This is a genomic window from Paraburkholderia sp. Clong3 (assembly GCF_050436485.1).
GTDB classification, from domain to species: domain Bacteria; phylum Pseudomonadota; class Gammaproteobacteria; order Burkholderiales; family Burkholderiaceae; genus Paraburkholderia; species Paraburkholderia tuberum.
Genome location: NZ_JBNDMH010000004.1, coordinates 301545 through 326804 on the forward strand (window position 1 = coordinate 301545; position 25260 = coordinate 326804).

Below are 25260 nucleotides of genomic sequence, written 5' to 3' on the forward strand. Positions count from 1 at the left end.
TTACCCTGTTCCACATGATTCTCCGGATGGTTCGGACCCGTCCTATGCGCCGGCGGCGTACTGTCCATGATGGCCCATTCATCAGAAGCCATTCCTTGCCGCATACCGTTTTTTGGTTCAAGCCTGTCAGCACGTTTGGCTTGTTAGGCGTAACGGCGCGTTTCGGACGTTCACATGTGTTGGTCGTACCCACCCATCCCTTGCGGTGTGGTGGTCAAGTAATTTCGGACAGGCAGATAGGTTCTTTTGCTGTCGATTTCGCCTCGTAGGCGGCGGGCGACAGATAGCCCAAAGTCGAGTGCAAGCGCACGGGGTTGTAGAAGCCGACGATGTACTGCGTATGTCCGGGGGTGTCCGGAATTTTGTGTAAACGGGTTGAGGTTTAACCCGGCACCAGCCGCTCTTCGAACTGGATTGTGAAGCGGTTCAGGGCCGCTTTCCAGTCGCGGATAGGCATCGTCCACTTCTTGCTGATGTTGTTCAGCGCCAGGTAGAACAGCTTGGTCACGGCCTCATCGGTCGGAAACGAGCTGCGGGTCTTGATTACTTTGCGCAGACTCATGTTGATCGATTCTATGGCATTCGTGGTGTAAATCACCTTCCTGATTTCCGGCGGGTAATCGAAGAACGGAATCACGCGTGCCCAGTTGCGCCGCCAGCTCTGCCCGATGGAAGGGTAGTCCTTGTCCCACCTGGCCTCGAAGACGCCGAGCATCTGCTCGGCCAACTCTACGGTCGATGAAGTGTAGATCGTCTTCAGATCGGCGGCGACTTCCTGCTGTATTTTCCACGGCACGAAGTTCAGGCTGTTGCGCACCATATGCACGATGCACAGTTGCACGGCCGCCTTCGGATAGACCGCTTCAATGGCTTCAGGGAAACCTTTGAGCCCGTCGACGCAGGCGATAAAAATGTCCTGCACGCCGCGCGTCTTCAGCTCAGTGACCACTTGCAACCAGAACTTTGCACCCTCGGTCTGGGCAATCCACAGTCCCAGAACCTCCTTGTGACCGGTCATGTTCACGCCGATGGCCAGGTACACTGCCTTGGTGCGCACCGCGCCGCTGTCGCGCACCTTGACGTGGATGCAGTCGAGATAGACGATCGGGTAAAGCGCATCGAGCGCACGGCCTTGCCAGACCTTCACCTCCTCGCTGACGGCGTCGGTGACCGCCGAGATGAGCGTGGGCGACACCTCCGTGCCGTACATCTCTTCCAGATGGCCCTGGATCTCGCGCACGCTCAGACCTCGCGCGTACAACGAAATGATCTTGTCGTCGAAGCCCGTCCAGCGCGTCTGATGACGCTCCACAAGCTTCGGCTCGAATGCGCCCTGACGGTCGCGCGGAATATTGAGCGGCAACTCGCCAAACTCCCCCTGCAATGTCTTGGCGCTATGCCCATTCCGGGTGTTGCCAGTGGCATTAGTCACCGCTTCGCTCTTGCCATGGCCCAAGTGCTCGGACATCTCCGTCTCAAGCGCTCGCTCCACCAGCATCTTCGTGAGCTGCTTGAGCAACCCGTTCTCGCCTATCAGATCTTCCGGCTTCTGGTAGTTCGCCAGCAGGCTGTCTGCCAGCTTGACGAGTTCAGGATCGGGTTTTTCTCTTTTGTTGCGTTTCGCTACGGTCATCTGTGCTCCTGTTGCTGACAGTTTCCTGCCAAATGACCGTTTACACAAAAATTTTTACACCCTCCCGTGCCTCGTCGTGATTGGCGTACCGGCGCTGCCATACGCGCTCCATCTTCAGGTTCAGGAAGAAGCGTTCCATCACCGAATTGTCCCAACAATTTCCCTTGCGGCTCATGCTGCAAACCACGTGATGCCGCTTGAGCAAGGCTTGATATGCGTCGCTTGCATATTGGCTGCCACGGTCCGAATGCAGGACCAATCCCGGCACTGGCCGGCGTTGCTGCAACGCCATGGTCAGTGCCGACATGACCAATCCGGCCGGCATGCTGGGTGCCATGGACCAGCCCACGACCTTGCGCGAGTAAAGGTCCAGCACGACCGCCAGATAAAGCCAGCCCTGGGCCGTGCGGATATACGTGATATCCGAAACCCACGCCCGATTCGGCTCAGCCACGTCAAACTGACGGTCCAGCACGTTCTCGGCCACCGGCAACGTATGCTTGCTGTCGGTCGTCGAAACGAACTTGCGCTTCCACGTCGTGCGCAAGTCCGCTTCGCGCATCAGCGTGCGCACCCGATGGCGGCCCGTGCGAAGCCCTTGCTCGCGTACGGCATGCATCACACGCCGGCTGCCGTAGCTCGCGCCGCTGGCAGCAAATGCTGCCCTGATGTGGGTCTGCTCATGCAGGCGCTTTGGGCTCGGCTTGGCGCGCCGGTGCGCATAGTAGCCCGAGCGGCTTACCCCCAATACCCGGCACGCGGCACTGACCGATACGGCCTTCTCTTGCAAGTGGGCTACCGCGCGGTAACTCACTTCAGTTCCCGTGCAAAGAAGGCCGAGGCTTTTTTTAGCAGGGAGTTGTCTTCACGCAGTTGCCGGTTCTCCGCCTCCAGTTGCCGAATGCGTTGCTGTTCGGCCGTCAGCGGCTTGCCCGCGCCAGCACCGCCCGCGCATTCCGCGTCGTACTGCGCCAGCCAGCGCCGTACCCCCGTCTCGCCAAGGTCCATCGACCGGCAAACCTCGCCCACCGACAAGCCTTGGTCTCGTATCATCTTCACCACTTCCAGCTTGAAGCTGGCATCGAATTGTCGGCGCTTCCTTGTCATCTAGCTCTGTTCCTCGTCGATTCCGGATTGTCCTCCTATCGACCTGTCCGAGGGAATTAGACCATTACACGCCTCTCCGCCTTTGTGCTGGCAGATTCCGCCTTACCTCACGGCTAGGCGTACCGGGTATCCGGCGGCTACGTTGTCCCCGAGGCTTCACACAGAACTGTTACCGGTTCTGCATGCCCGGGTAGGGAACAGCTGATGGAACAGCTGGTTTCATCAGGTCATACCTGCCCCCGTGAAACAGAGAAACATGCGACTTGCAGGTCGCACGATGAAGTCGCCCTCCCAATGTCCGGGCAGCAGTCGGTCTTCGACTTCGGGCGGCCGCACATGAATACTTACCATGTCGGGAATCTGCCAGCGTCGGTCTGTACCCCGTGTGCGCGGCATGCGCGTGCTGTGGCCCTGGCGCAGGCAGGCAATAAGCTGACGGCGCAGTTCGCCGCGCGGCTGGGCATAGATGGCGGTGTAGATGATTTCGTGCGAAACCTGCTGGGTCGGGTCAGTCGGATACATACGCTTCAGTGTGCCCGATATTTGCTGGGGTGACCATTTCCATTCAAGCAGGGTGAGAACGATGCGCCAGCAGACGCTTTGCCGGCAAAGCTTTGCGGGACGGCACCCGCACTGCGACGCGAGGCGCTGAGCGCATGCGCAGGTACGCAGTAATGGTTTCCTGGTCAAAGATGAAGACGTGGCGCGGCTTTCCGCGTTTGGCCACGACCACATCAACCTGCTGGGGCGATATTCGTTTGCGGTGCCGGATGCCGTCGCTCGTGGCGAGCTACGAGCACTCTGGCACCCAGATGAGGCTTAAGTCGGTTGGCTGTTCCATCACCCCCATTTCAGGGGGTTACCCGATCGTGCCGTTTGGTCGTTTGCCTGACACTCTCCGCAGTGCGGAAGTCCGTGAGCGCGTTTCGCGAGATCCACGCTCACCGCGATTTTCCACTCATACGATCCTGAGAGTGAAATCTGCGATGAAAGTCCCAGCAAAGAGTATCGCTGGCGTCATGACGGCGTCCGCAGTCGTGTTCGTGTTGACGCATGCAGCGCTTGCGCGTGCCATCGAGACCGAGCCAGTCCCATGCACTACCTGTGCTGAGGCGATCGCGATCGAGCCGGCCATCCAGTTGCCAGATCCAGCGGGCGAATCCGTTGCCGACGGTGAGGCAATACCGTTGTCTCCAACGCCGCAGCGAGTCGTGATCGATCCGCCTGACTCGCAGCAACAGTCCGCCTTGGCGGAGCCCGTGGTGCTGCCCGCTCTTCCTTCCGCTGCCGTGCCATATGGCGCGATGATCGACGATGCCGCACGCGAATACAACGTTCCGCCGGCGCTGGTCCGTGCAATGGTGACCACCGAGTCGAACTTTGATCCGCAGGCGGTATCTCCCAAGGGCGCGATCGGCCTGATGCAACTGATGCCCGCGACAGCGAAGCGCTTTGGCGCGGTCGATCCCGCCGACCCGCGCACCAACCTGCGCACGGGCACCCGGTATCTCCGGTGGTTGCTCGACCGCTTCGGCTCAGACCTGAAGCTGGCCGTGGCTGCGTACAACGCCGGTGAAGGCGCGGTCGACAAATACGGCGGTCAGGTTCCGCCTTATGCCGAGACGCGCGATTATGTGACCAAGGTCCTGAACCACTATCGCATATACAGCGGAGGTGGCGAAGAGGTATTGCCGACGGCAGTCAATGCTGCGCAACCCCTTCTCAAGACCTCGTCAGGGCCTGCTCGCCGTGTGAACGCCGAGCAGGCGTTGCAAGGCGTATCGCGTCTGATGCAGGCGGCCCTGTTTTCAAATTCGGCCAGCTGAGGGAGGGCGCGCAAGGTTGCCCCGGTAAATCACGCACCACGAATTTCCCGCCGTCTCGCAATAATTCAGGTCATCACCCGATCCTCGTCAGACGGGCTTTCGTGAAAAATGACTTCCATGCACACAGACACGCTTTAACAGAAGGGCGAACGATGGACTGGCTGCAGCGCTTGATTCAGGTTCCGTTTGTTCTTGTGATGTCCGCGCGCAACAGCACTGCAACACTCGAAATAGATGGATCGGTTGCCGAACTCCTCTCTGTCGGAGACTCAACGTTTATCGGTGTGGTTCTGCGGGGTATTGCGACGGATCGCGACGAGAATTGGTTGATTCGCGCCACGCTGATGCTCGCCGCGAGAGAGGATGCCCTCGATGATGCTTTGCAATGGAACAAGGGGCGGTGGCTGATCTGGCGGCGGTACGGACTCGAAACGTTCGAAGCCCAAGATGGTGCGCTCGAGCAACGTCTGACCGCACATCTAGAGTTGGCACGCGGGCTGAACAGTATTGCGAAACCGCGGCGAAGGCTGCTTAACTCAAACGTCGGGAACCTGGTATGAAGCTTTCTAAAACGTACTCACTCCTGGTCGCCCCGTCGATACTGTCCGCGGCATGGGGCACCGCGAATGCGACCATTGAGTTGAAAGGTCCAGATTTCTTTGTGGCGACGCGCGGCATGAAGGTCGCCTCCCTTCTAAAAGACTTTGGCGCTAACTATAGCGTGCCGGTTATCGTGAACCGCACGGTCAACGATACATTCATCGGCACGTTGAGCGGCATGGACGCGGAAGCGGTGCTCGGGCGGCTGGCGGGACTCTACAACCTCGCGTGGTACTTCGACGGCCGCGCGCTGTATGTCTATAAAGCGCAGGAAGTCGCGAACGAAGTGCTCGCGCCCGGTTACCTCGGCGCCGCCGAACTGTCGACCTATTTGCGTGAGGCCGGTGTGCTGGACAGCCAGTACTGCTCGGTCAGGCCAGCGGGCAAGTTCAATGCACTCGAAGTGTTCGGCGTGCCGGTGTGCGTCGCTCGTGTGAAGCAGCTTGCCAAAAACCTGGATGAGCAGATGCTCGACCAGGCGCAAAACCAGGAAACCGTGCAGGTATTCCCTCTGCGTTATGCGGCGGCGACCGACGGCTCATATGCTTACCGCAGCCAGTCAGTGGTGATCCCGGGCGTAGTGACGGAGTTGCGTGAAATGTCGCAAAGTCGCTCGCTGCCGATTGCCGCGAACAACGGCAAGATGGTGCCGAACGCGAGTGCCGGAGGCCTGCCGTTGTTCTCCGCGGATTCGCGCCGCAACGCGGTGATCGTGCGTGACCGCAAAGCGAACATGCAGTTGTATAGCGAGCTCATCAAGCAGATCGACCAGCGTCCGCAACAGATTCAGATCTCGTTGGCGATCATCGACGTCGATGCTGGCGACCTCAAGTCGCTCGGCGTCGATATGTCCGCTTCCATGCGCATCGGTCCGGGCCGTGTCGGCTTCAACACGGGTGGCGAATCGAGCAATGACGGGATGTTCTCTTCTCTGTTGTCCAACACGGGCGATTTCCTCGTGAAGGTCAACGCACTTGAGCAGACTTCGCGCGCAAAAGTGTTGTCGCGTCCGTCCATCGTGACGCTGAACAACATGCAGGCCGTGCTCGACCGAAACGTGACGTTCTACACCAAGTTGCAGGGCGACCGGGTCGCGCAGCTCGCGTCGGTCCCGGCTGGCTCACTGCTGCGCGTCACGCCGCGAGTGATCAAGGACGACGCTCAGGATGAAGTGATGCTGACGCTCGATCTGCAGGACGGCCGCCAGGGCAGCCCGACCAGCAATGCCGAACCTTTGCCGCAGGTACATAACTCCGGAATCGCCACGCAGGCGATCCTGAAGACTGGACAAAGCCTGTTGCTTGGCGGCTTCGTTCAGGATAACGAGAAGGAGGAAGTGCGCAAAGTTCCGCTTCTCGGGGACATTCCTCTACTCGGGAAACTCTTCTCGACCCGCACGACGGACAAGGGCAGCGTGGTGCGTCTGTTCCTGATCAAGGCCGAACCGCAAGGTTCGATCTAGGAGCGGCGAGATGGAAAAAACTTACTACCTTACTGTTCTCAACGGTCCACTTACAAGGCGCCACATCAGGCTTCCGGCTGGCGAAACTCGAATCGGAGGTGTCGATCCAGATCTGGCCGTCACTCTTGAGGATGCGCAGAGCGCAACGCTCACCGTATGCGCCAAAGGAGTCCGGATAGATAGCGGCGCGAATTGCTGGATTCGCGGCGAACGCGTATCCCTGCCGGAATGTGCACCCCTCGATCGGGTCATCGATCTCGGCGGTCTGGCTTTCGTGTTGCGCGATTCGGCAGAAGGCGACGGGCCGTCGGAAAGTCTGACGGTGCCGCCTCGCAGGAGTGGCCGTCCGGTGCGTGCTGCGACCGCGATTCTGGTGGCGTCGGTGGCGGTGTTCGGCGGAACCACGTTTGCTCTCGAACGTCTGTTGAGCGTGCCTACGGTGGCGGCGCAGGCGGACAACACTGCTGCCTGGCTCGCCGGTATCCAGAAGCGCTTCGCAGTAGATGGTCTCGCCGTGAAAACAGACGATCGGGGCGTTGCGACCATTACGGGGCAGTGTATGGGCTCGTCGCGCCTCGGGGCTTTGCGTGATGCGCTGCGCGAGCGTGGCGTGGCGTATCGGGACAACGTGATCTCTCAAAATGACATAGTGAATAGCGTCAGTGCCGCACTGAAGATGAACGGCTACGAAGACGCAACCGTCAAGTCGGGTGCGGAGTATGGAACGGTGGACATCGCCGGTCGCATCGATGCGGATGAGCGCTGGCAGCGCGTCGCCGAGATGCTGTCGACCACGCCGGGACTGAAGAACTGGATGGTGCGGGACCGCAGCAACGGCAGTGTCAAGGACCTGATCGCGCGACTGCGCGCAGCCGGGATGGTCGGCAAACTGAGTGTGTCTCGTGCCCGCGACGACATTCTGGTGACGGGCCTCCTCAGTGGCGCGGACAAGGCCCGGCTCGATGCGGTGATCGCCGCATTCACCCGCGATAACCGCGACGCATCGCGAGTAGTCGTTCAGGACATCGCGGCAGCGCCTTCGCTCAACAGGGTTTCCCCCGCACCGGTTGTCAGTTTCGGCGGGAGTCAACCTGCGATGTTCATCGAACTCGCCAATGGCACGCGGCTCACGGTGGGCAGCAGGTTGCCGAGCGGTTACGAGATCGTGGGGCTCGATGCCAATGGTGTCGATCTTTCGAAAGACGGTGAGCTAGCTCACTTTCCGCTCAATTTATAAGGAGTAGCGCATGTACTTGACCGAAATAGAAAATTGTTTGAGCAACGATACCGATGGCGGATGGCGTGAGTTTCTGCTCGGCCGTCTCGCGGAGATTCGCGCGGAATTTGCGGCACAGCTCGCAATGCCTCTCGCGCCGGCGGACTTTCGTCATGCGCTCGCGCGCGTCGACGCTTGCGATGCGGCCAATAGCGTAATCAATACCTTGGCGCGGCGATTCGACAAGTCGTAGCTGGCGGTTGCGATGTTTGGACGGCGTTTTGTGAAAACCCGAAGAAGCGTGTGTTTTTCCAATCGATAACCCGTGTGCGACTCCCTATAGTAGGAGCAAGCTCCAAGGAGAATCGGGATGAAATCGGTAGAAAGAATGGAACGGATGGTTCGCGGTCTGGAACAGACGCAGAACGAGCTGATCCGCATGGTGGCTCAATTCGACGTGCTTCAGAAACGCGTCACTGCATTGTCCGCGCAGGCAATGAACGACCCTGCTGCAGCGGAACAATTGAAGGCAATCGTCAAGGCGACGACCGAGCCGGATAGCAGCGGCAAGAGTCTCAAGGAGCAGACCTCGGACGTGATAGCCGCTGTGCGGGAAGCAGATCGCCACAGCAAGATTCTCAAGAAACAGTTGAGTCAGCCGGCCGATGTGGCTCCGGTTCCCGCAGCCGCCCCCGCGGAAAAGCCTTCGCGGACGAAGGCAATCAATCGGCGTTTTGCTTAATTGCACGCAACTTTAAACAGGGGATCAGTTATGTGCGTTAAGAGAACTGCGGACCCGGACCACGAATCCGGCGATGATGGAAGGTCGATCGGCCCTCCGAGCGCGCCGACAGACTACGGCGATTGGAACCTGCTGGAGTTCGCACAGGAAATCATGATGTACGATGTGTTGACCATGCAGCAGCTTGCCGCGAAGAAGTTAGCTCAAATCCTAGCCAATTCGAAGCTTGCGCGAGACGCGCAGGAAAAGGCCAATCTTGTTGATGAGTGTCTTTCTCGTTACACCGGACAAGACCCGAACGACACAAAAGATCTCCCGACGGAGGTTCGGAAATTTATGCAAGAAAACGGCATCCTGGTTGACGGTAAGGCCATTCCTGACACAGGGAATGTTACGAGAGGCGAAATGCAGGCAATCAAAGCTGCCATTGATAACTTCGTAAGCCGACAGACGGATATCAGTCAACAGGCGAATCTGGAGATCCAGAAGATCACGACAACGTACAATTACCTGATCGAGGCCACTAAAACCCTCATTTCGAAGGCGGCGGATCTCAATCAGGGCATCTACAATAAGCTGTGATGAAACCGCTTATCGAACATGGGCGCGCACAGGCCCTTCAACTGGTTCAGGAACTTCTGTCGATGGGTGCCTCGCTAAGCGGACTGCAAGGTGTCGACCAGAACGACCTCGATCAGGTGTACGCCTACGGTTACGCGCTCTTCAATCACGGCGACTTCGAAGGGGCCAGGCGGGTTTTTTATACGCTTGCGCGGATCGATCACAGCAGCTTCGAATACTGGATGGCGCTCGGGCTTTCCCTGCAGCGGCTGGCTGAGCATAACGAAGCACTCTTCTGCTTTTCCCGCTCCGCTGCGATTCGCCTGTCTGATCCGCGTTCGGCATACCTCGCCGGCTTAAGTTATCTCATCCTCGGCAACGAAGTCTACGCAAAGAAGGCGTTTGGCGCATCGATCAAATGGTGTGGGCAGCGGCCGGAGCATCAGGCACTGCGTGAGAGAGCCCAACGTTCGTTGGCGCAGTGTGATAATGAAGAGTGAATTGAATCCTAATGCAGTAACCCAAGGAGGCATTGACACGCCCAATGCGCAGGCGTACATGCAGTCCGGAATCCGGGGCGCGACCGGTAACGAGTCGGATGTGTCGATTGCGAAGAAGAAAACGCACTTGCATGTGGCGTCGGAACTGTTTGTCAGTCTGTCCGCTGGCGAGCGTGATTCGCCGCGCGGCGCGGCCGACTTCGTCCTGATGCCGGACACACCTGTCACGGCCGCCACTCAGGCTCAGGCTCGAAGTGCGTTGACCAACATACTGACGAAGCTGAATGTGGCGAGCGCCGTTGTGGTGGGGGGCATGGTGGTCGACAGCGACTCGCAGATACCTATGAGCGTAATCATGTATGCAGTGGGTGTCGTATCGCTGCAGTCGCTGAGCAATACCGTGCGCTTGGTCGGCAAGGCGCTGGAAATTCAGACCGACCGCCAAACCAAGGCCGTGCTCAAGCGCCTCGACGATTATCGTGAACAATTGCGCAAGCAGCAGGAGGAAATGGAGCAGGCTCGCAAGAGCAATATCTTTACGATGGCGTTCGACTGGGTGATCGGCGCAACCGAGGTCGTGGCGGGAATCGCGACGCTGGTGATCGGCGACGTTGCGGGCGGTGCCTTAGAAATCTACGCTGGCGTCCTGGGTCTTGCCAAAGCAACGCTGGAAACCGTTGCGCTATTCGACGAAGACGACGCAAAAGAGTTGCTGGATGTTGCAGGCGAGATCGGCATTGCGCAGATGATTCTGGAATGCGTGTCGATGCTGGCAGGCGCGGGACCTTACGGCGTCGCGCTGCGTCTTGCGCTGCAATCCGGCATGCAGGTCGGCAACGCGGTGATCGATCTGCAAAAAACCGATGCGCAGAAGGGGGCGGCCTCCGCAGGTGTGCAGATGGACGCGCAGCAACACATCATTGACGCCACGGAGAAGAGCCGCAAACAGACAGTCGAGTTCCTGCGGGATCTGTACTCGAAGAACGAGGCCGTCGTACGCGGCACCAGCGACATGATCAATTCGATCATGGAGGGACAATCGCGTATCGCCAGAAGCCTCGGTGGGTCTGCTGGCCGCTACCTATAACAGGGAGTTTGAAAATGACAACTGAAGTGATGCGCACAATCCAGTTCGACCAGAGCGTTTCGATGTTTCAACAGAAGTCGGCTGGCAACCGCGTGGATCGCGCGAGCACAGGGTTTGCATCGCCAGTCGGTCCGAATGCACTTTCGGATCAGGACCAGCAGGAACTGATTTCGTTTGCCGAAATCGGGCTGTTGATCGCGGTGGAGTTCCAGAAACTGCAAAACGCCGTGCGCGATTATTTGAGCACGGCGTTGATCAACGAATTCAAGCAAATGATCTTCGTTCTCAAGAAGAAGAATGACGCGATCGACGAAAATTTTAAAGCGGCGATTATCAAGAATACGATGGAGATGGTTTCGGGCATGGTCAGCCTTGCGTTTGCGGGCGCGGGTACGGCCCTCGGCGCCGGCAAGCCGACCGGGAATAAAATCGAAAACATGACGAAAGGGATGGAGCTGGGGGCTTTAGTTAGTACGGGGTTCGGCAAGATCGTCTCGTCCGTCGGAGATCTCGCGGCCGCCAGCGTCACCAAGGAGGCACAACAAGACCAAGCGGAGGCGGAGTTCGCTTCGCAGAACACCGACCGCTATTCCAAAGGCATCGAGCGGCTCGAAGGGATGTTGCGCGATCTCAGCGACAAATTCTTGCAGGCGCTCGCGGCGTTCCGTAAGCTGTATGAGCGTCTTACCAACTCGATGAAAGTCGCCTGATCCCAACGTCCCTGTAGAGAACATCATGACAATGGCCGAAAGCGAGCCGGTTACGCGTTATCTGCATTCGCGCGGATTCGATACTCGCATCGCTTATTTCGAGGACAGTGAATTCCAGCGCGGCATCGAAACCGTGTGGGGCGAACTCGAGTTGGTGTATCGCTTCGAAGAGGGCGTGCTGCTCGTGTGCCATGTTGCGGCATTGCGTGCTCCACAGGGCATTAGCGGGGCCGTCGGCAAGCTTGTGGACCTGCTTCACGACATCATGCGCGGGGTGCCGGACGTCAGCGAAGTTCGCGGTCTGGTGCCGGATGGCGGCCGTACCCCGGAGCAGCGGATCGCCCGCAGGCGCTACAAGCAATTGCTGATTGCGCAGGGTGCGCAAGAGGTTGAGCGCGATGGTGAGATGTGGCTGAGTTTCACCGTTCACTGAGTTGCGCTGCAGGGTGTCTTGCAGCACGCCGGCGGCACGCGCAGACGAGATGTTCCGTGCGGCTTTGCGTATTGCCGGTCCTCGCGTTCAGTTGAAGGTTCAAGCGCGCGATTACTCTCGATTCCATAAGCTGAATATGCTGTTCTATGAGAAATGCGGCGTATCGGCGAAACACTGGTTGCTCGAGCAGCATCTTGGAAAAGTACGTGAACTCCTTCTTGCAACAAGCATGAAGATAACGGACGTCGCGCAGGAGTGCGGATTCAATGGTCATGCGCACTCCTGCGAGAGTTTCAAGCGACGCTACAAGGACTGCATGCGAAGCCTCAGGCAGAAGAACAATCTCACTTTAGATGCAATGGAGGACAGCAAATGAGTATAAGTTCGAGCGATCCGAACCAGATATACAACACTCTGGAGCAGCAGACCGCGCAGCTCGGCCAGGAAGTGACGAGTATGGCGCAGAACGTCGATTTGACCGATCCCAAGCAGGCACTGCAGTTCCAGCGGGCCACGATGAAATACCAGACACTCTTCGGCACCAACAGTGGCTACATCGACATGTTGAAACGATTGCTTAGCGGGATCATTCAGAAAATATGAAAAACTTTGACCAAAGTGCCCGCCACTTGCTGATTCAGGCGGCCTTCGCGGCAGCGAATCATCGTCTTGGCTGGCAGATCGAAGCGTTGTACGCGATCTTGCCCGATATCGTCGAAGACGAGCGCGACCGGGAATTGGTCAGCGCCGTCATGCTGTACGGTCTGCGCAGCCGGGATGAGGCGTTGATGGAGATCGCGGGACGCGACGATCCCGAGGCGCGCGCGGTGCGCGCATTGATTTCCGGCGAGGAACTGTCCGACGAAGCCGGCGTGGCGCATCAGGACTTTGAGCATCTGCGCTGGCAACCCCTGCGTGTCACGCTGGAACGACGCCACTAGCATTACGATTTTCTGACTATCGCAGGAGTGCATGATGGACATTACGGCAATCAAGCTGGCGGCAAACCAGTTCGCGTCACAGACGCAGCAACCCGTCGCGCCGAATCAGGACGACGTGCACGCATTTGCGCGCGCCATGACGCGCGGCACGGAGACGCCCGACCAAACGGTGATCGAAGCACTGAACCTGGCGGAGCAGCACGCCACGCGGCCCATGAAGGATATCAGTGCGGCCGGCACCCGCCTGCTCGATCCGCAGGAAATGATCACTGTGCAGCTCGGCCTCGCGAAGATGTCGGTGGACCTTGATCTCGCGGCAAAGGTTGCGGGCTCGATCTCGCAAGGCGTCAACAAACTGGTGACCATGCAATGAAAACCGTCAGATTGAAATGGGTCGTGTTGGTGGTCGCACTCTTTCTCGCCGGATGCAAGGTTGAACTCTACAGCAGCCTGCCTGAAAGCGAAGCCAACCAGATGCTCGCGCTGTTGATGCTCAAGCAGATCCCTGCCGACAAGCAGACCGGCAAAGGCGGAGCTGTCACGCTGCGGGTGGAGAAGGACGCCTTTGTCAACGCGGTGGAGATTTTGCGGCAGAACGGTTTTCCGAAAGCCGCTAGCAAGAGCATGACCGACCTGTTTCCATCGAATCAACTGGTCACGTCTCCGACGCAGGAGCGCGCCAAGATGATGTATCTGAAAGAGCAGCAGCTCGAGTCGATGCTCGCCGCAATGGACGGAGTGATCACCGCCAATGTGGCGATCGCCCAGAGTACGGACGAGAGCGGCAAGCAGACCGGCGCGCCGTCCGCGGCCGTGCTGCTCAAATACTCGCCGGAACTGAATCTCGGCAACAAGGAAACGCAGATCAAGAGCCTCGTGCGCGACAGCGTGTCCGACATCGACGCGTCGAATATCAGCGTCGTGCTGCAGCCTGCGACTTATCGCTACGTGCCGGTGCGCGCGTCCACGGGCGACGACATCACGCAGCAATGGCGTGCGCGGATCGCGGCGAATCCGTCGCTGGCGATTGGCGCGGCTATTTCGGCTGCGCTCGCGATGATCGCGGCAATCGGTGCGGGCATCTGGCTCCTGCGCAAGCGTTAAGCCGCAGCTGCGCCAAGCGACCCTTTCCCCCAATCAGGACGCCCCAGTCATCATGAATGCGCGAACAGAACTGCCAGCCATTGACATGCATACGCCGATCGACCCGTGGCTGGCGCGCCTTTACCAGCTCGCCTGGAAGCCGGGCGAATGGATGGACGCGCAATGGTGGAGCACGCTCGGCCTGAGCGCCTGGCAGGACACTTACGCGGCACGTGCATCATGCCGGCCCGCGGTGGATGCGGCGATCGTGAAGCGCCGCGGCTTTCCCGATGCCGTGCTGCCTGCGAGCCTCATGCCTTCGCAAAAGCAACTGATACAGCTGGAACCTCATCTTCTGATGCGAGTTACCGCGCTTGGGCTGAGCGGCTTGAACTGCCAGGCTTACCTGCTGCTAGGTGAATACCGCCGGGTGTTGGCGCCGGTTCTCGGGGCGTCGGCCTGCGACCAGCTGATGGCGCTCCCGGCGCCGCGCGGGGCCCGACCCATCGAGGGGATCGAGCCGGAGCATCTGGTCGGGCGCGCAGCGGCGCTCGGACACGCATGGCTCGGCAAGCAACTGGAAGGATGTCCGGTATGGCGAGCCCTCGAAATGCGTTTGCCACCCGCTGCGCCATTGGCGTGCGATGTGCCGTCTGATCCCGCTATGTCTACTCTCAACCGGTTGGAGCGTTTTTTATGAATCACTTTGGACTGAGCGTCATGGAGCTGGATGGCGAAGCGCCTGCCGGTCCAGTGGTGAGCGCCGCGGAACTCGATCGCTACATAAGCGCGGCGGCTCGCATCGGCGCGGCCCGTCAACGGGCGGCGCGGAAGCTTTGGCGAACCCGGTGCGCACTCGCGGACGCACGTCGCGGGTCACGCGCGCGGACCGAAGCATACGCCTCCGAACTGTTGGCCGCGGCGCGCCGCGAAGCAGCGTGTCTTTCCGACGAAGCGCGTCTGAGCGCTGTCGGCGAAACGGTGACGTGGCTGGTTGCCGAGAGCGCGCTCGAAAGGTCGGTGGCCGCCCGGCTCGAACAGCGCTTTCGCGATCTGCTGGGAAGCGCGCTCAAGGCGTATGCCGCAGCGGAGCCATCGGTAAACCTGATCGCTAACCAGGTCGCGCGCCATTTGGAAGAACTCGCGGAGCACGGCAAACTGACTTTGCGCGTGGCTGCCGAGCGGGTCGAGCCGATTGCGGCGCGCATCGACCAGCTGACGCAGCAGAAGATGAATCTGGAAGTCGTGGCCGAGGCGACGTTGTCCGATGCTCAAGCCGTGCTTGACAGTCCGTACGTGCAGATACGGGTGGACCTCGAACGCCATCTCGACGAAATATTGGGCCGGCTGGCCGGTCCGGCAGGCGAACCGGAAGCGGATCATGGCCGGTATTGAAAAAGCTGCGCCGGACATGCGCATTGCAGACCGCGGCACGCAGTTGGCGGGCAACGGGCCTGTCAACGCACCCTATCAAGTCACGTCGGCGGCCAGCGCGTCGAGCCTGATCGCCGCGGAACTGGCAAACCTCGATCAGGAACAGCTCACCGAAGCGGAGGAAGGCGCAGCGCTGAATCTGGGTACCCGGCTGCGCGGCACGCTGTCTCCCCGCCGTCCCGACAGCTCGATTGTGCGCGGCGTGCTTGCGAAAATGAAGGCGAGCTTCGGCGACGAGCAGCGCGCGCGCGTGGAAGCGCTGGTCGAGCAGTTCGACGCGCTCGGCGACGACGAAGATCCGCTTGGCACACTGCGCGACGCAGGCTTGAGTGACGGCACGATCGCGCTGGTTCTTGCATCACTGCATGCGCGGGCGAATGGCGGGCGCCGCAAGCGGCTGAGCGATGCAATGGAAGCGTTGCTGGCCGAGGAGACCGACTGGGCGATGGAACTGTTCGGCCTGCTCGAACTCGGCCCGCATACGGCCGGGACCGCAGCCGAACTCAAGCAGTTGTATCAGCGCGCCAGCGAGGGCATGACTGGCCTGAGCCGGTGGCTGGGCGAGCTGAAAAAAGCCCGCGATCGGCGCGCCAAGATCAAGGCATTGCTGCGGGTGCTGGGACTTGAACTGTCGGACTCCGGCGCGGGAGCGAGCGACGAACGGCTGGGCGCGACCGTGATGGACCTGAAACGCCTGCTGATCTTCCTCGGTATCGAGGAGCAATGCGAGTACATCGCACAGTTGCTCGACACGGCCGGTGTCGACGGCGAACGTGTGCTGTCGAGCGTGCTGTCGATGGTCGATGGGACGTTCCTCTATCCGGACTGGATCCGGGACGAAGCGAGGACGCTGGGCCTGCCCCCGGAACGCGCGGCGACGTACTGCCAGCACATGCTGCAGGTGGTGAAGATGCTGCCGATGCCGTGCTTCAACGAGGCGGATCAGCGCTCGCAGATGATCGATACGCTGCTCCAGGTGGCTGAACAGTACGAGACGGAATAAGGAGGTGACGCACCGGCGCACCCCGCCGGACGGGCCCGCGCTGCTGATTCGCCGCTCCTGCGCCTGCGGCGCCCTTACGAGGCCTTACCGCACCCGGCGCGATTGCGTTCAGCGGCACGCCTCGTCGCGTGCTCCGCCAGCGCCCGCTGACCGCTATTCCCATTGCCTGCTCCGCTTTCCCCTGATCGCCAAGTTCAGGTCATCGCCTGATGGGCGCGATCGGCGCCGCAACGCACCATAGCGTTAAAGGAGGCCAACGCATGGACCTGAAGCTGGAGCGCAACCTGGAAACGTTCTTTCGCATGCTGCGGGTCCGGCCGGTGCGCATCGCGCCGTCGATTGAACTGACCAACGGCGAGCGCAGAACCTTCGTGGAAGTGCGCAACGAGCGCGTGATCCTCACGCTGGCAGCACCCATCGACGCGTGGCAGCGCGCTCCCGCTCTGCGGCTGATCGCTGCGTGCTGGCGCCCCGAGCGTACAGCGGGAATCGCGGTGCGGGCCTTTTTTGCGTCGGGCTATCTATGCGTGAGTTGCGCGTTACCACCGGATAGCAAGGCGGACCTCTGGTTGCGCCTGCATGGCGTGCTGCTGGAACTACTGGAATCATCTTTGAGGGGCGAACAATGAAGCGTATCAGCGGATGGCTGAATTTCAGCGGGGGGCGCCAGGAGATGCTGCTCGCGGTGATGCTCATGTTGGCAGTGTTCATGATGATCCTGCCGCTGCCGACGTTTCTCGTCGACGTGCTCATCGCGATCAACATCGCGCTGTCGATCCTGCTGCTGTTGACCTCAATCTCGGTGAGCGAGCCACTTGAGTTCTCCGTGTTCCCGTCGTTGCTGCTGATCTTGGCGCTGTACCGGCTCGCGCTCACCGTCAGCACCAGCAAGCTGATCCTGTTGCAGCACGACGCGGGCGACATCGTGTCCGCCTTCGGCAATTTTGTCGTGGGCGGCAATCTCGCGGTCGGCATCACGGTTTTCGGGATCGTCACGATCGTTCAGTTCATCGTGATCACGAAGGGTGCCGAGCGGGTCGCGGAAGTGGGCGCGCGGTTCTCGCTCGACGGCATGCCGGGCAAGCAGATGAGTATCGACGGCGATATGCGCGCCGGAGCGATCGACGCCGTCGAAGCGAAGCGCTTGCGATCGCTGGTACAAAAGGAAAGCCAGCTGTACGGGGCGATGGACGGCGCAATGAAGTTCGTCAAGGGCGATGCGATCGCCGGCATCATCGTGATCCTCGTGAACATCATCGGCGGCATGCTGATGGGTGTGTTCCAGAACGGCATGGACGCTTCGGAAGCGGTATCGGTCTATTCGGTGCTGTCGATCGGCGACGGTCTGATCGCGCAGATTCCCGCGCTGATCGTCTCGATCGCGGCGGGCATCATGGCGACCCGGGTGCCGGGCGAAGAGCGTCACCACCTGGCCCACGAGCTCGGCTCGCAGATCATGCGCCGCCCCCAAATGCTGATGGTCATTGCCGGCATGTTGGTAGTGTTCGCACTGGTACCCGGTTTTCCGATGGTCGTGTTCCTGCCGCTCGCGGCGGCGACCGCAGGCCTCGCCATCCTAGCGGTGAGGCCCGCGAAGCGGGCGGGGGCCGACGGCGCGAAGGCGGCCGGCGGCAGCGAGGTTCAAGCGAGCGTGACACCGGGTGCGGATGCGTTGACGGTGAAATTCGCGCCCGGCTCTATCGACGAAAAGGTACTGGCGGATGGGCTGGAACACCTGCGCTGGTCGACGTTCGACAAGCTCGGGGTAGCGGTGCCGCCGATGCGGCTCAAGGCCGATCCGTCCATGAGCGCCGAGAACATCCAGGTGTGTCTGTACGACGAGCCGGTGCTCACGCAACGCGTGCCGGGCAAGCTGATCCTGCTCGCCAAACAGGGCATGGATGCACCGGCCGCCGCGCAGGTGGACCGCTTGCCCTTTGGAGGCTTCGTGCTCAACTGGCTCGAACCCGGTGCGGCGGATGGGCTGGCGGCCATCGGTGCGCCGCTCGCACGGGACGAGGAGCGAATTGTCTATTGCGTCTCGCTGGTGATCGACCGTTTCGCCGAAGAGTTCATCGGAGTTCAGGAAGCGCGTCATTTGATGGATGCGATGGAGGAGCGCTATCCCGAACTGGTGAAGGAGTTGCAGCGGCAGTTGCAGATCAACAAAGTGGCGGAAGTGTTGCAGCGGATCGTCGCCGAGCGCATCTCGATCCGCGATCTGCGCACGGTGTTCCAAGCGCTGATCAAATGGGCACCGAAGGAAAAAGAGGCCGTCATGCTGTGCGAATACGTGCGCGTGGCGCTGCGGCGACAGATCATCGGCCGCCATCGCAGTGTGCAGGGCAACATTGGTGTCTGGCTGGTCGGCGAGACCATTGAGAACATGATTCGCAGTTCGATCCGTCAGACCGCGGCAGGTTCTTACTCGACCTTGGCACAGCCGCAGATCGATGCCGTGCTCGCGTCGATTCAGACAGCGCGAGCCGGCCGCGAGGACGCCGCCGCATTGCTCACGGAGATCGATGTGCGGCGTTTCCTGCGCAAGTTCATCGAGCGCGACATGTTTCATATTCCGGTGCTGTCGTATCAGGAACTGGGCGACGACGCGAACCTGAAAGTGTTGGGCAATATCGATCTGGACGAGGAGTTTAGCGATGCGAATGCCTGATGCCGACATCCTGGTGCGCCAGATCGGCGGAAATCTCGACCAACTCGTATTCGGCAGCGGCGTGACGCGGGCCGGCCGGGTAGTCGAAGCAGGACCGACGCTGGTGAAGGCGACGCTGCCGGGCGTGGCGATGGGCGAGTTGTGCATCATCGAGCCCGATGGCATGCAGGCCGAAGTGGTGGCGCTCGAACACGAGGTGGCACTGCTGTCGCCGTTCGCCGAAACGGTTGGTCTCCGCGTCGGCCAGATCGTGCGGCCGCTGGGCGCGGGTCACCAGGTGGAGGTTGGCGATCACCTGATCGGTGCGGTGGTCGACGGGTTGGGCCGCCCGCTCGTGGAACTCCCGTCTGACTCGCCGCGCGAGTGCCGTTCGCTCGACGCCCCGCCACCGAATCCGCTGACGCGGCGCCTGATCGACGAGCCGCTGCCACTTGGCGTGCGTGCCATCGACAGCGTGCTGACTTGCGGGCGCGGCCAGCGGTTCGGCGTGTTCGCCGCGGCGGGCGGGGGCAAGAGCACCTTGCTCGGCATGATCTGCTATGGCGCCGAGGCGGATGTCATCGTGCTAGCGCTGGTGGGTGAGCGCGGCCGTGAGGTGCGGGAATTCCTCGATCAGGTGCTCTCGGCTGAGGCCCGCGCGCGATCCGTCGCGGTGGTGGCGACGTCGGATCGACCCGCGTTGGAGCGCCTGAAGGCGGCGTATACGGCGACGACGATCGCCGAATACTTTCGCGACCAGGGCAAAAACGTGCTGCTGATGGTCGACTCGCTGACCCGCTTGGCAAGAGCGGGGCGAGAGGTCGGTTTGGCCTCCGGCGAGCGTCCGGCGAGCGGCAGTTACCCACCGAGCGTGTTTGCGCGCTTGCCTCGTCTGCTCGAGCGGGCCGGCAACGCGATGACGGGCAGCATCACCGGCATCTACACGGTGCTGGTCGAGGGTGACAATATGAACGAGCCGGTCGCTGACGAGGTTCGCTCGCTGCTCGACGGCCATATCGTGTTGTCGCGCAAACTGGCCGAGGCGCACCACTATCCGGCGATCGATGTCTCCGCGAGCGTGAGCCGCGTGATGAACCTGGTCACCGGACCCGATCACCAGGCACGCGCGGGCCGCTTGCGGCGTCTGTTGAGCCGGTACCGAGAGATCGAACTGTTGGTGCGGGTGGGCGAATACCAGCGCGGGCAGGACGCGGAAACGGACGAAGCGTTCGACCGGCGGGCGGCACTCGATAACTTCCTGCGCCAGTCGCGCACAGAGCGAAGCAGCTTTGACGAGACCTTGCGCGGGCTTGAACTGGCAGTGGGAGGCTAACGATGGACCTTGCGGCATTGAATGAATTGTTGAAGCTCAAGCTGATCCGTGAGCGCGGCCTGCGCTACAAGCTCTCCGCGATCGACAGGCGTGAAGCGGCACTGACCGACGAACGGCGTCGCTCCCTCAAGAGCCAGGCCGAGCTGCGCGTGGAGCGCGATGCGCTATTCACGAGCCAGCCAGTCGTCGAACCGGGCACCTTCAAGACGCTGAAGTATCAGCTTGCGCGGCTCTACGAACAGGACCGGGCCGCCGACGAGCGCGTCGTCGAGATTCATGCAGATCTTCAGGAACGCGAAGAAGATCGTCGGGCCAGGACTGCGGAACTGAACCGCAATCTGCGCGGCCAGGAAAAATTGACCTACCTGTTGGGAAAACTGGATGGCCGTTACACCGGTTGAGCGCAGCGTCGCTCCAGTCGCACGCAACGAGTCGCAGCAGCGCAATCCGTCGCCGTCGACCGAGCACGAGCGGCAGTTCAGAGAGAAGCTCGGCGAACGCCGCGGGCGCGAGCGTGACCGTGACGGGGAGCGGACCGGCAAGGATGTTTCGACGCGTCAACATGACGGCTCGTCGTTTGCCTTCCTGGTGCCGAGCCTGCAGCGCTGGAAAGACAATGACGATTCCGGCGGGGCGTCGTCGGAATCCGATACCGGCGCGAACATAAACGGCGCCGGGGTGATGAATGGCGACACTTTGCCGACCAGCCTGCAGACGCCCGAGGGAGCGCAGTTCAGGTTGAAGGCGCAGACCGACGGGACGTGGGAAGGCCGGCTGATCGGCGGGAGCTGGGATGGTCTGAGCATCGCCCTTACGGATCAGGGCGGTCAGCTGCGTGTGCGTCTGCGGCCTGCGGATCGCGCACAGCACAGCCGGTTGCAGGCGGTGCAGCGCGGCGCCGAGGCGGCCTTGACGGATACGCTCAGGCGCAATGTGTCGATCGAAATCGAACAGGGGAATTACGATGCAAATTCATGAATGGACTGACGAAGATCTGGCGCTCGCCGAAGAAATGGGCGCTGGTGGACGGATCGGTGACGATGCGCAGGCCTTCTCGTTCGGCTATCGTGAACTGGGAGGCGAGGGCCTGGTGGTGTCGTTGAACATGGATGGGCGCGATGCCGAGGCTTGGGTGGCCGAAACAGCGTTCTGCGAGTGGGTCTCGCCTTTGCTCGCCGCGCCGGCGTACGACGCTTTTCCGCCGGACCTGACAGGCGCGCTGGCAGCCTGGGCGCTCGCGCCGCTCGCCGAATTTGCGGAACAGTGCGGCGCCGGCGCGATCGCTGTGAAGGGCATCGCGCGGGGCACATGCTCCATCGCGTTCGGCAGTGCGCTCACGCTTTCGCGTGACGGATGGCACCTTGCGATCCGCCCGCTCGGCTGGGATACCGAAACGCTGCGCAAGTTCGGCGCCGTCATGCCGCCCGCGACGGTTGCCGCGCCAATCGTGGTGCCGGTTGCGCTGGTGGCGGGCTGGGCCTATCTGAGGCAGGGGCAAATCGATGCGCTCGCGCCGGGCGACGCGATCGTGCTCGATGCTTCGGCAAATGTAAAGCGGGGCGAGGCGTGGATGTTCCAGCAGCGTCCGTTGGCGAAAATTGTGGCATATGAAAGCGCGTGGCGCGTGGAGAGCGTGATGAACCAGGTAGAAGCGGAGATGATGCATTTCAACGGCGGTCTGGCGCTGCCGGATGAGTTGCAAGAGCTGCAGGATTTGCGCGAGATGCAGGCCTTGCAGGAGACGCGGGCGCTGGATGAAACTCGAGCGTCGCTGGTGCCGCGAGGCCATCCGGCAGTTGGCCGTTTCGATGACGTGAGGTTTGCGCTCACCGCCGAGATTGCATCGATGACTGTGCCGCTGGATACGCTGCGCAACCTCGCGCCGGGCCAGATGCTCGATACCGGCGTCACAGGCGAGGGCCGCGTCTCGCTGAAAGTCAACGGCTTGGGGATCGGTACGGGCAGGATCATCCGGGTCGGTGAGCGGCTGCTGGTGCGGGTGGATTAGGCAACGCAGAGCAAGGGCGCGCCACGACGGGCAACGGTGCCGGCTCGTTGCCCGTTCAAAGCCGGCGCGCAGTCAGGGCGCCGGCTTGACTGCGCGCGCGTCGAGCAATCTCAGGTTTTCGCCGGATGGGGGGCGAGGCATCAGTCCGCGACAATGCATCCATACTCAACGGAACCCGAACCATGCCCTTTGCCAACAACCCCATTCAGCTGATCGCGCTGCTCTTCGCGTTGTCGCTCCTGCCGCTGATCGCAGTGATGGGCACCTCGTTCCTGAAGCTTTCCATTGTGTTGTCGATGTTGCGCAACGCACTCGGTATCCAGCAAATCCCGCCGAACATTGCGATCTACGGCCTCTCACTGATTCTTACGGCGTTCATCATGGCGCCGGTCGGCATCGCGATCTCCGACAATCTGAAACAGAACACCATTTCGACCGACTCGCCCGATTTCAATCTGCAGGTCGAGCAGAACGTGCTGACGCCCTATCGCACGTTTCTCGCGAAGCAGGCCAAGCCGGAGCAGGTCAAATTCTTTGCGGGCATCGGCAAGAAGATGTGGCCGCAGGAATATCAAAGCCGCATTCCGGACGATTCTCTGGTCGTGCTGATGCCGGCGTTTGTCGTCAGCCCAATTGATCGAATCGTTCAAGATCGGACTCCTGCTGTACCTGCCGTTCATTGCTATCGATCTGATCGTCTCCAACGTGCTGCTCGCGCTGGGAATGATGATGATGTCGCCGATGACAATTGCGTTGCCTCTCAAACTGCTTGTGTTCGTTCTGATCGACGGCTGGGAACGGTTGCTGGCCCAACTCGTGGCGTCCTACTCATGAGCAACGTTGTCATTACCCAACTCACGTCGAACCTGCTGTGGCTCGTGTTGCTGCTCTCGTTGCCCGTGGTCGCCGTGGCGTCCATCGTGGGGGGCGGGGTCAGCCTGATTCAGGTTCTGACCCAGGTGCAGGATCAGACCATCCAGTTCCTTATAAAGCTCGTGGCGGTCTGTATCACGCTCGTTCTCACGTATCACTGGATGGGATCCGCGCTGCTCAGTTACACGATCGCGATCTTTGACCAGATCAGCATGATGGGGGAGTAAATGACTCACTGGACAGTATTCCTCTCGACAGTTGGGCTGTGCATGATGCGCCCGCTCGGCGTACTCATTCTGCTGCCGATGTTCACCAGCCGCAGTCTGGGGGGAAGTCTGGTGCGCAATGCGTTAGTGCTGCTCATCGCGCTCCCGGTGATTCCGGTCTATCTTGGCACGTCGGTGGCGGGCGTCGGAGCCAGCTTCAGCGGAACCGAGTTCATGGTGCTTTACGGCCGCGAAATCATGATCGGTCTGATGATCGGTTTCTGCGCCGCGTTGCCGTTCTGGGCGATGGATATGGCTGGCTTCGTGATCGACACGATGCGAGGAACGTCGATCGCCTCCGCGATCAACCCCGCTCTCGGGGAACAGTCGTCGATCTTCGGCATCCTGTTCTCGCAGATTTTGTCCGCGATCTTTCTCGTGTCGGGCGGATTCACGACGCTGCTCTCGGCGATCTACGATTCTTACGTCGCCTTGCCGCCGCAGCCACGCCTCGTCATCGGGCCTGGATTGATGCAATTCATCAGCAGCGAGTGGCGCATGATGGTGGACCTGTGCATCTCGTTCGTGCTGCCGGCGATGGCGGGCATGGTACTGGTCGATATGGCGTTCGGCTTCGTCAATCGCGCCGCTGAGCAATTGAATGTCTTTTTTATCGCCATGCCGATCAAAAGCGGCGTCGTCCTGTTCGTCACCGCGATCGGCATCAATTTCGCGCTAGGGGGGTTCAACGCACGCTTTGCCGGTTTCAAGGCGGTATCGGCGCAATTGATCGGGTTATTGCAATGAGCGAGAAGACCGAAGCGCCAACCGCGAAAAAGCGCCGCGACGCGCGCGAGAAAGGACAGGTTGCGAAAAGCGTCGATCTGACCACTTGCGCGCAGCTGAGCGTGCTGCTTGCGTTCTTCTGGTTCGAAGGCGCGGCAATGTGGCAAGGCATGCAAGGCCTCATCATTGTGACACTCGATTCGGTGAACCTGCCGCTTGAGCGTGCGCCCAGTCAGATCCGAGATGCTTTCTTCGCCTTGTCGCTGAAATTTATGGTACCACTGTGCGGCATTCTGTTTGTATCGTCGGTGGCGTCGATCCTCGCTCAGGTGGGTGTGATGGTCAGCCCCGAGGCGCTGGCGTTCAGAGGCGACAAGCTCAATCCGGTCAACAACGCCAAGCAGTTCCTGTCGATGAAGCGTCTGGTGGAGTTCGCCAAGTTGCAGGTGAAAAGCGCGGTGTTGGCGGTGATTTTCTACTACCTGATGCGCCGTTATCTCGGCTCGCTGCAGTTTCTTCCGCTGTGCGGCGCGCAATGCGGCGTCAAGTTGACGGCGGAGCTCATCAAGAACCTGTGGCTCGCGCTGATCGTTGTGTATATCGTGATCGGCGGATTCGACTTTGCATATCAGCGCTATCAGTTGAACAAGGAACTGAAGATGTCGCGCGATGAGGTTCAGCGCGAGTACAAGGATACGGACGGAAATCCCGCGATCAAGAGGAGGCGCAAGAAGGCGCACCGGGAGATCCAGAACAGCAATCGTGCGGCCAACGTCAAAAAATCGAGCGTGCTGGTGCGCAATCCCTCCCATATTGCGGTGTGCCTGTACTACAAGGACGGAGAGACGCCGTTGCCGCAGATTCTCGACATGGGCGTGGATGAGGTCGCCAAGCAGATGGTGCGGATCGCGGAGGCGGAGGGCGTGCCTTTGGTGGAGCACATCCCGGTTGCCCGTACGCTGTATGCGAAGTCCGCGGTGGGCGACTATATTCCATCGTCGCTGATCGATCCGATTGCCGAGATTCTGCAAATGGTCGGATCGCTCGACCGCGAGAAATGACCTTT

The 25260-nt window shown here is 60.7% G+C and carries 29 protein-coding genes and 3 pseudogenes; 29 read left to right on the forward strand and 3 right to left on the reverse strand.

All coding sequences use genetic code 11. The features are described 5' to 3' along the window. Positions 1 to 382: 382 nt before the first annotated feature. From OKW30_RS39475 to OKW30_RS39485, 3 genes and pseudogenes are all read right to left on the reverse strand, one after another. Positions 383 to 1633 carry an IS256 family transposase gene (locus OKW30_RS39475; RefSeq protein WP_184073972.1) on the reverse strand — a complete coding sequence of 417 codons (1251 nt, stop codon included), beginning with the start codon at positions 1631 to 1633 and terminating at the stop codon, positions 383 to 385. A 43-nt stretch (positions 1634 to 1676) separates the two neighbouring features. After that, positions 1677 to 2740: pseudogene (locus OKW30_RS39480) on the reverse strand (IS3 family transposase); the annotation flags it as partial. Positions 2741 to 3016: 276 nt separating this feature from the next. Then, a pseudogene (locus OKW30_RS39485) lies at positions 3017 to 3400 on the reverse strand (IS30 family transposase); the annotation flags it as partial. A gap of 314 nt (positions 3401 to 3714) precedes the next feature. Here OKW30_RS39485 and OKW30_RS39490 point away from each other — a divergent pair. From OKW30_RS39490 to OKW30_RS39630, 29 genes and pseudogenes are all read left to right on the forward strand, one after another. Next, the gene (locus OKW30_RS39490) at positions 3715 to 4566 is read left to right on the forward strand and encodes a lytic transglycosylase domain-containing protein (RefSeq protein WP_429349422.1); all 852 of its coding nucleotides are present in this window, start codon (positions 3715 to 3717) and stop codon (positions 4564 to 4566) included. Between the two features lie 152 nt (positions 4567 to 4718). Beyond that, complete coding sequence (locus OKW30_RS39495; protein WP_429349423.1) at positions 4719 to 5126, forward strand: hypothetical protein; 408 nt, start codon at positions 4719 to 4721, stop codon at positions 5124 to 5126. Next, entirely contained in the window at positions 5123 to 6628 is a 1506-nt protein-coding gene (locus OKW30_RS39500) for an EscC/YscC/HrcC family type III secretion system outer membrane ring protein (protein WP_429349424.1), read from the forward strand. Before OKW30_RS39495 ends, OKW30_RS39500 begins: the two co-directional genes overlap by 4 nt. A 10-nt stretch (positions 6629 to 6638) precedes the next feature. Beyond that, positions 6639 to 7865: a type III secretion system inner membrane ring subunit SctD gene (sctD, locus tag OKW30_RS39505; protein ID WP_429349425.1), complete on the forward strand. Its 1227-nt coding sequence runs from the start codon at positions 6639 to 6641 to the stop codon at positions 7863 to 7865. A gap of 10 nt (positions 7866 to 7875) precedes the next feature. Beyond that, the gene (locus OKW30_RS39510; RefSeq protein WP_429349426.1) at positions 7876 to 8097 is read left to right on the forward strand and encodes an EscE/YscE/SsaE family type III secretion system needle protein co-chaperone; all 222 of its coding nucleotides are present in this window, start codon (positions 7876 to 7878) and stop codon (positions 8095 to 8097) included. Between the two features lie 117 nt (positions 8098 to 8214). Then, positions 8215 to 8586, forward strand: coding sequence for a hypothetical protein (locus OKW30_RS39515; RefSeq protein ID WP_429349427.1), 372 nt, complete (start codon positions 8215 to 8217; stop codon positions 8584 to 8586). A gap of 30 nt (positions 8587 to 8616) precedes the next feature. Then, entirely contained in the window at positions 8617 to 9168 is a 552-nt protein-coding gene (locus tag OKW30_RS39520) for a hypothetical protein (RefSeq protein WP_429349428.1), read from the forward strand. Continuing rightward, the gene (locus tag OKW30_RS39525) at positions 9168 to 9647 is read left to right on the forward strand and encodes a SycD/LcrH family type III secretion system chaperone (RefSeq protein WP_132460004.1); all 480 of its coding nucleotides are present in this window, start codon (positions 9168 to 9170) and stop codon (positions 9645 to 9647) included. The genes OKW30_RS39520 and OKW30_RS39525 overlap by 1 nt, the downstream gene beginning before the upstream one ends. Further along, a complete protein-coding gene (gene sctE / locus OKW30_RS39530) occupies positions 9601 to 10734 on the forward strand; it encodes a type III secretion system translocon subunit SctE (protein ID WP_429349429.1) in 1134 nt (377 codons plus the stop codon). The genes OKW30_RS39525 and sctE overlap by 47 nt, the downstream gene beginning before the upstream one ends. 14 nt (positions 10735 to 10748) lie before the next feature. Then, the gene (locus tag OKW30_RS39535) at positions 10749 to 11444 is read left to right on the forward strand and encodes a hypothetical protein (protein ID WP_429349430.1); all 696 of its coding nucleotides are present in this window, start codon (positions 10749 to 10751) and stop codon (positions 11442 to 11444) included. Positions 11445 to 11469: 25 nt separating this feature from the next. Beyond that, positions 11470 to 11877, forward strand: a complete 408-nt coding sequence (locus OKW30_RS39540; RefSeq protein ID WP_429349431.1) for a hypothetical protein — start codon at positions 11470 to 11472, stop codon at positions 11875 to 11877. A 49-nt stretch (positions 11878 to 11926) separates the two neighbouring features. Beyond that, on the forward strand, positions 11927 to 12253 hold the full coding sequence (locus OKW30_RS39545; RefSeq protein WP_132460008.1) for a helix-turn-helix domain-containing protein: 327 nt from the start codon (positions 11927 to 11929) through the stop codon (positions 12251 to 12253). Then, positions 12250 to 12480: an EscF/YscF/HrpA family type III secretion system needle major subunit gene (locus OKW30_RS39550; protein ID WP_429349432.1), complete on the forward strand. Its 231-nt coding sequence runs from the start codon at positions 12250 to 12252 to the stop codon at positions 12478 to 12480. Before OKW30_RS39545 ends, OKW30_RS39550 begins: the two co-directional genes overlap by 4 nt. Next, positions 12477 to 12818 carry an EscG/YscG/SsaH family type III secretion system needle protein co-chaperone gene (locus tag OKW30_RS39555; RefSeq protein ID WP_429349433.1) on the forward strand — a complete coding sequence of 114 codons (342 nt, stop codon included), beginning with the start codon at positions 12477 to 12479 and terminating at the stop codon, positions 12816 to 12818. Before OKW30_RS39550 ends, OKW30_RS39555 begins: the two co-directional genes overlap by 4 nt. A gap of 34 nt (positions 12819 to 12852) precedes the next feature. Further along, positions 12853 to 13191, forward strand: coding sequence for a type III secretion system inner rod subunit SctI (sctI, locus tag OKW30_RS39560; protein WP_429349434.1), 339 nt, complete (start codon positions 12853 to 12855; stop codon positions 13189 to 13191). Continuing rightward, positions 13188 to 13922, forward strand: a complete 735-nt coding sequence (gene sctJ, locus OKW30_RS39565) for a type III secretion system inner membrane ring lipoprotein SctJ (RefSeq protein ID WP_429349435.1) — start codon at positions 13188 to 13190, stop codon at positions 13920 to 13922. The genes sctI and sctJ overlap by 4 nt, the downstream gene beginning before the upstream one ends. A gap of 52 nt (positions 13923 to 13974) precedes the next feature. Next, a complete protein-coding gene (locus OKW30_RS39570; RefSeq protein WP_429349436.1) occupies positions 13975 to 14601 on the forward strand; it encodes a type III secretion system domain-containing protein in 627 nt (208 codons plus the stop codon). Between the two features lie 320 nt (positions 14602 to 14921). Further along, complete coding sequence (locus tag OKW30_RS39575) at positions 14922 to 15296, forward strand: hypothetical protein (RefSeq protein ID WP_429349437.1); 375 nt, start codon at positions 14922 to 14924, stop codon at positions 15294 to 15296. Beyond that, positions 15283 to 16338: a TyeA family type III secretion system gatekeeper subunit gene (locus OKW30_RS39580; RefSeq protein WP_429349438.1), complete on the forward strand. Its 1056-nt coding sequence runs from the start codon at positions 15283 to 15285 to the stop codon at positions 16336 to 16338. Before OKW30_RS39575 ends, OKW30_RS39580 begins: the two co-directional genes overlap by 14 nt. A 260-nt stretch (positions 16339 to 16598) precedes the next feature. Continuing rightward, entirely contained in the window at positions 16599 to 16967 is a 369-nt protein-coding gene (locus OKW30_RS39585; RefSeq protein WP_132460015.1) for a hypothetical protein, read from the forward strand. Then, a complete protein-coding gene (sctV, locus tag OKW30_RS39590; protein WP_429349439.1) occupies positions 16964 to 19009 on the forward strand; it encodes a type III secretion system export apparatus subunit SctV in 2046 nt (681 codons plus the stop codon). The genes OKW30_RS39585 and sctV overlap by 4 nt, the downstream gene beginning before the upstream one ends. Beyond that, on the forward strand, positions 19002 to 20321 hold the full coding sequence (locus tag OKW30_RS39595; protein WP_429349440.1) for an EscN/YscN/HrcN family type III secretion system ATPase: 1320 nt from the start codon (positions 19002 to 19004) through the stop codon (positions 20319 to 20321). The genes sctV and OKW30_RS39595 overlap by 8 nt, the downstream gene beginning before the upstream one ends. A gap of 2 nt (positions 20322 to 20323) precedes the next feature. After that, positions 20324 to 20722, forward strand: a complete 399-nt coding sequence (locus OKW30_RS39600) for a hypothetical protein (RefSeq protein WP_429349441.1) — start codon at positions 20324 to 20326, stop codon at positions 20720 to 20722. Next, a complete protein-coding gene (locus tag OKW30_RS39605; RefSeq protein ID WP_429349442.1) occupies positions 20703 to 21299 on the forward strand; it encodes a hypothetical protein in 597 nt (198 codons plus the stop codon). The genes OKW30_RS39600 and OKW30_RS39605 overlap by 20 nt, the downstream gene beginning before the upstream one ends. Then, a complete protein-coding gene (gene sctQ, locus OKW30_RS39610; protein WP_429349443.1) occupies positions 21286 to 22329 on the forward strand; it encodes a type III secretion system cytoplasmic ring protein SctQ in 1044 nt (347 codons plus the stop codon). The genes OKW30_RS39605 and sctQ overlap by 14 nt, the downstream gene beginning before the upstream one ends. A 182-nt stretch (positions 22330 to 22511) precedes the next feature. Next, positions 22512 to 23163: pseudogene (gene sctR, locus OKW30_RS39615) on the forward strand (type III secretion system export apparatus subunit SctR). Further along, positions 23160 to 23429 (forward strand): type III secretion system export apparatus subunit SctS, encoded by a 270-nt coding sequence (gene sctS, locus OKW30_RS39620; protein WP_132460021.1) that lies wholly within the window; start codon positions 23160 to 23162, stop codon positions 23427 to 23429. Before sctR ends, sctS begins: the two are co-directional and overlap by 4 nt. After that, positions 23430 to 24215, forward strand: coding sequence for a type III secretion system export apparatus subunit SctT (gene sctT, locus OKW30_RS39625; protein ID WP_132460022.1), 786 nt, complete (start codon positions 23430 to 23432; stop codon positions 24213 to 24215). It begins immediately after the preceding gene. Further along, positions 24212 to 25255 carry an EscU/YscU/HrcU family type III secretion system export apparatus switch protein gene (locus OKW30_RS39630; protein WP_132460023.1) on the forward strand — a complete coding sequence of 348 codons (1044 nt, stop codon included), beginning with the start codon at positions 24212 to 24214 and terminating at the stop codon, positions 25253 to 25255. Before sctT ends, OKW30_RS39630 begins: the two co-directional genes overlap by 4 nt. The last annotated feature ends 5 nt before the right edge of the window (positions 25256 to 25260 follow it).

Bases quoted from the DNA above. Each gene is read 5' to 3' on its own strand.
- OKW30_RS39475 (WP_184073972.1), bottom strand. From the start codon at position 1,633: ATGACCGTAGCGAAACGCAACAAAAGAGAAAAACCCGATCCTGAACTC.
- OKW30_RS39495 (WP_429349423.1), top strand. From the start codon at position 4,719: ATGGACTGGCTGCAGCGCTTGATTCAGGTTCCGTTTGTTCTTGTGATG.
- OKW30_RS39500 (WP_429349424.1), top strand. From the start codon at position 5,123: ATGAAGCTTTCTAAAACGTACTCACTCCTGGTCGCCCCGTCGATACTG.
- sctD (WP_429349425.1), top strand. From the start codon at position 6,639: ATGGAAAAAACTTACTACCTTACTGTTCTCAACGGTCCACTTACAAGG.
- OKW30_RS39510 (WP_429349426.1), top strand. From the start codon at position 7,876: ATGTACTTGACCGAAATAGAAAATTGTTTGAGCAACGATACCGATGGC.
- OKW30_RS39515 (WP_429349427.1), top strand. From the start codon at position 8,215: ATGAAATCGGTAGAAAGAATGGAACGGATGGTTCGCGGTCTGGAACAG.
- OKW30_RS39520 (WP_429349428.1), top strand. From the start codon at position 8,617: ATGTGCGTTAAGAGAACTGCGGACCCGGACCACGAATCCGGCGATGAT.
- OKW30_RS39525 (WP_132460004.1), top strand. From the start codon at position 9,168: ATGAAACCGCTTATCGAACATGGGCGCGCACAGGCCCTTCAACTGGTT.
- OKW30_RS39535 (WP_429349430.1), top strand. From the start codon at position 10,749: ATGACAACTGAAGTGATGCGCACAATCCAGTTCGACCAGAGCGTTTCG.
- OKW30_RS39540 (WP_429349431.1), top strand. From the start codon at position 11,470: ATGACAATGGCCGAAAGCGAGCCGGTTACGCGTTATCTGCATTCGCGC.
- OKW30_RS39545 (WP_132460008.1), top strand. From the start codon at position 11,927: ATGTTCCGTGCGGCTTTGCGTATTGCCGGTCCTCGCGTTCAGTTGAAG.
- OKW30_RS39550 (WP_429349432.1), top strand. From the start codon at position 12,250: ATGAGTATAAGTTCGAGCGATCCGAACCAGATATACAACACTCTGGAG.
- OKW30_RS39555 (WP_429349433.1), top strand. From the start codon at position 12,477: ATGAAAAACTTTGACCAAAGTGCCCGCCACTTGCTGATTCAGGCGGCC.
- sctI (WP_429349434.1), top strand. From the start codon at position 12,853: ATGGACATTACGGCAATCAAGCTGGCGGCAAACCAGTTCGCGTCACAG.
- sctJ (WP_429349435.1), top strand. From the start codon at position 13,188: ATGAAAACCGTCAGATTGAAATGGGTCGTGTTGGTGGTCGCACTCTTT.
- OKW30_RS39570 (WP_429349436.1), top strand. From the start codon at position 13,975: ATGAATGCGCGAACAGAACTGCCAGCCATTGACATGCATACGCCGATC.
- OKW30_RS39580 (WP_429349438.1), top strand. From the start codon at position 15,283: ATGGCCGGTATTGAAAAAGCTGCGCCGGACATGCGCATTGCAGACCGC.
- OKW30_RS39585 (WP_132460015.1), top strand. From the start codon at position 16,599: ATGGACCTGAAGCTGGAGCGCAACCTGGAAACGTTCTTTCGCATGCTG.
- sctV (WP_429349439.1), top strand. From the start codon at position 16,964: ATGAAGCGTATCAGCGGATGGCTGAATTTCAGCGGGGGGCGCCAGGAG.
- OKW30_RS39595 (WP_429349440.1), top strand. From the start codon at position 19,002: ATGCCTGATGCCGACATCCTGGTGCGCCAGATCGGCGGAAATCTCGAC.
- OKW30_RS39600 (WP_429349441.1), top strand. From the start codon at position 20,324: ATGGACCTTGCGGCATTGAATGAATTGTTGAAGCTCAAGCTGATCCGT.
- OKW30_RS39605 (WP_429349442.1), top strand. From the start codon at position 20,703: ATGGCCGTTACACCGGTTGAGCGCAGCGTCGCTCCAGTCGCACGCAAC.
- sctQ (WP_429349443.1), top strand. From the start codon at position 21,286: ATGCAAATTCATGAATGGACTGACGAAGATCTGGCGCTCGCCGAAGAA.
- sctS (WP_132460021.1), top strand. From the start codon at position 23,160: ATGAGCAACGTTGTCATTACCCAACTCACGTCGAACCTGCTGTGGCTC.
- sctT (WP_132460022.1), top strand. From the start codon at position 23,430: ATGACTCACTGGACAGTATTCCTCTCGACAGTTGGGCTGTGCATGATG.
- OKW30_RS39630 (WP_132460023.1), top strand. From the start codon at position 24,212: ATGAGCGAGAAGACCGAAGCGCCAACCGCGAAAAAGCGCCGCGACGCG.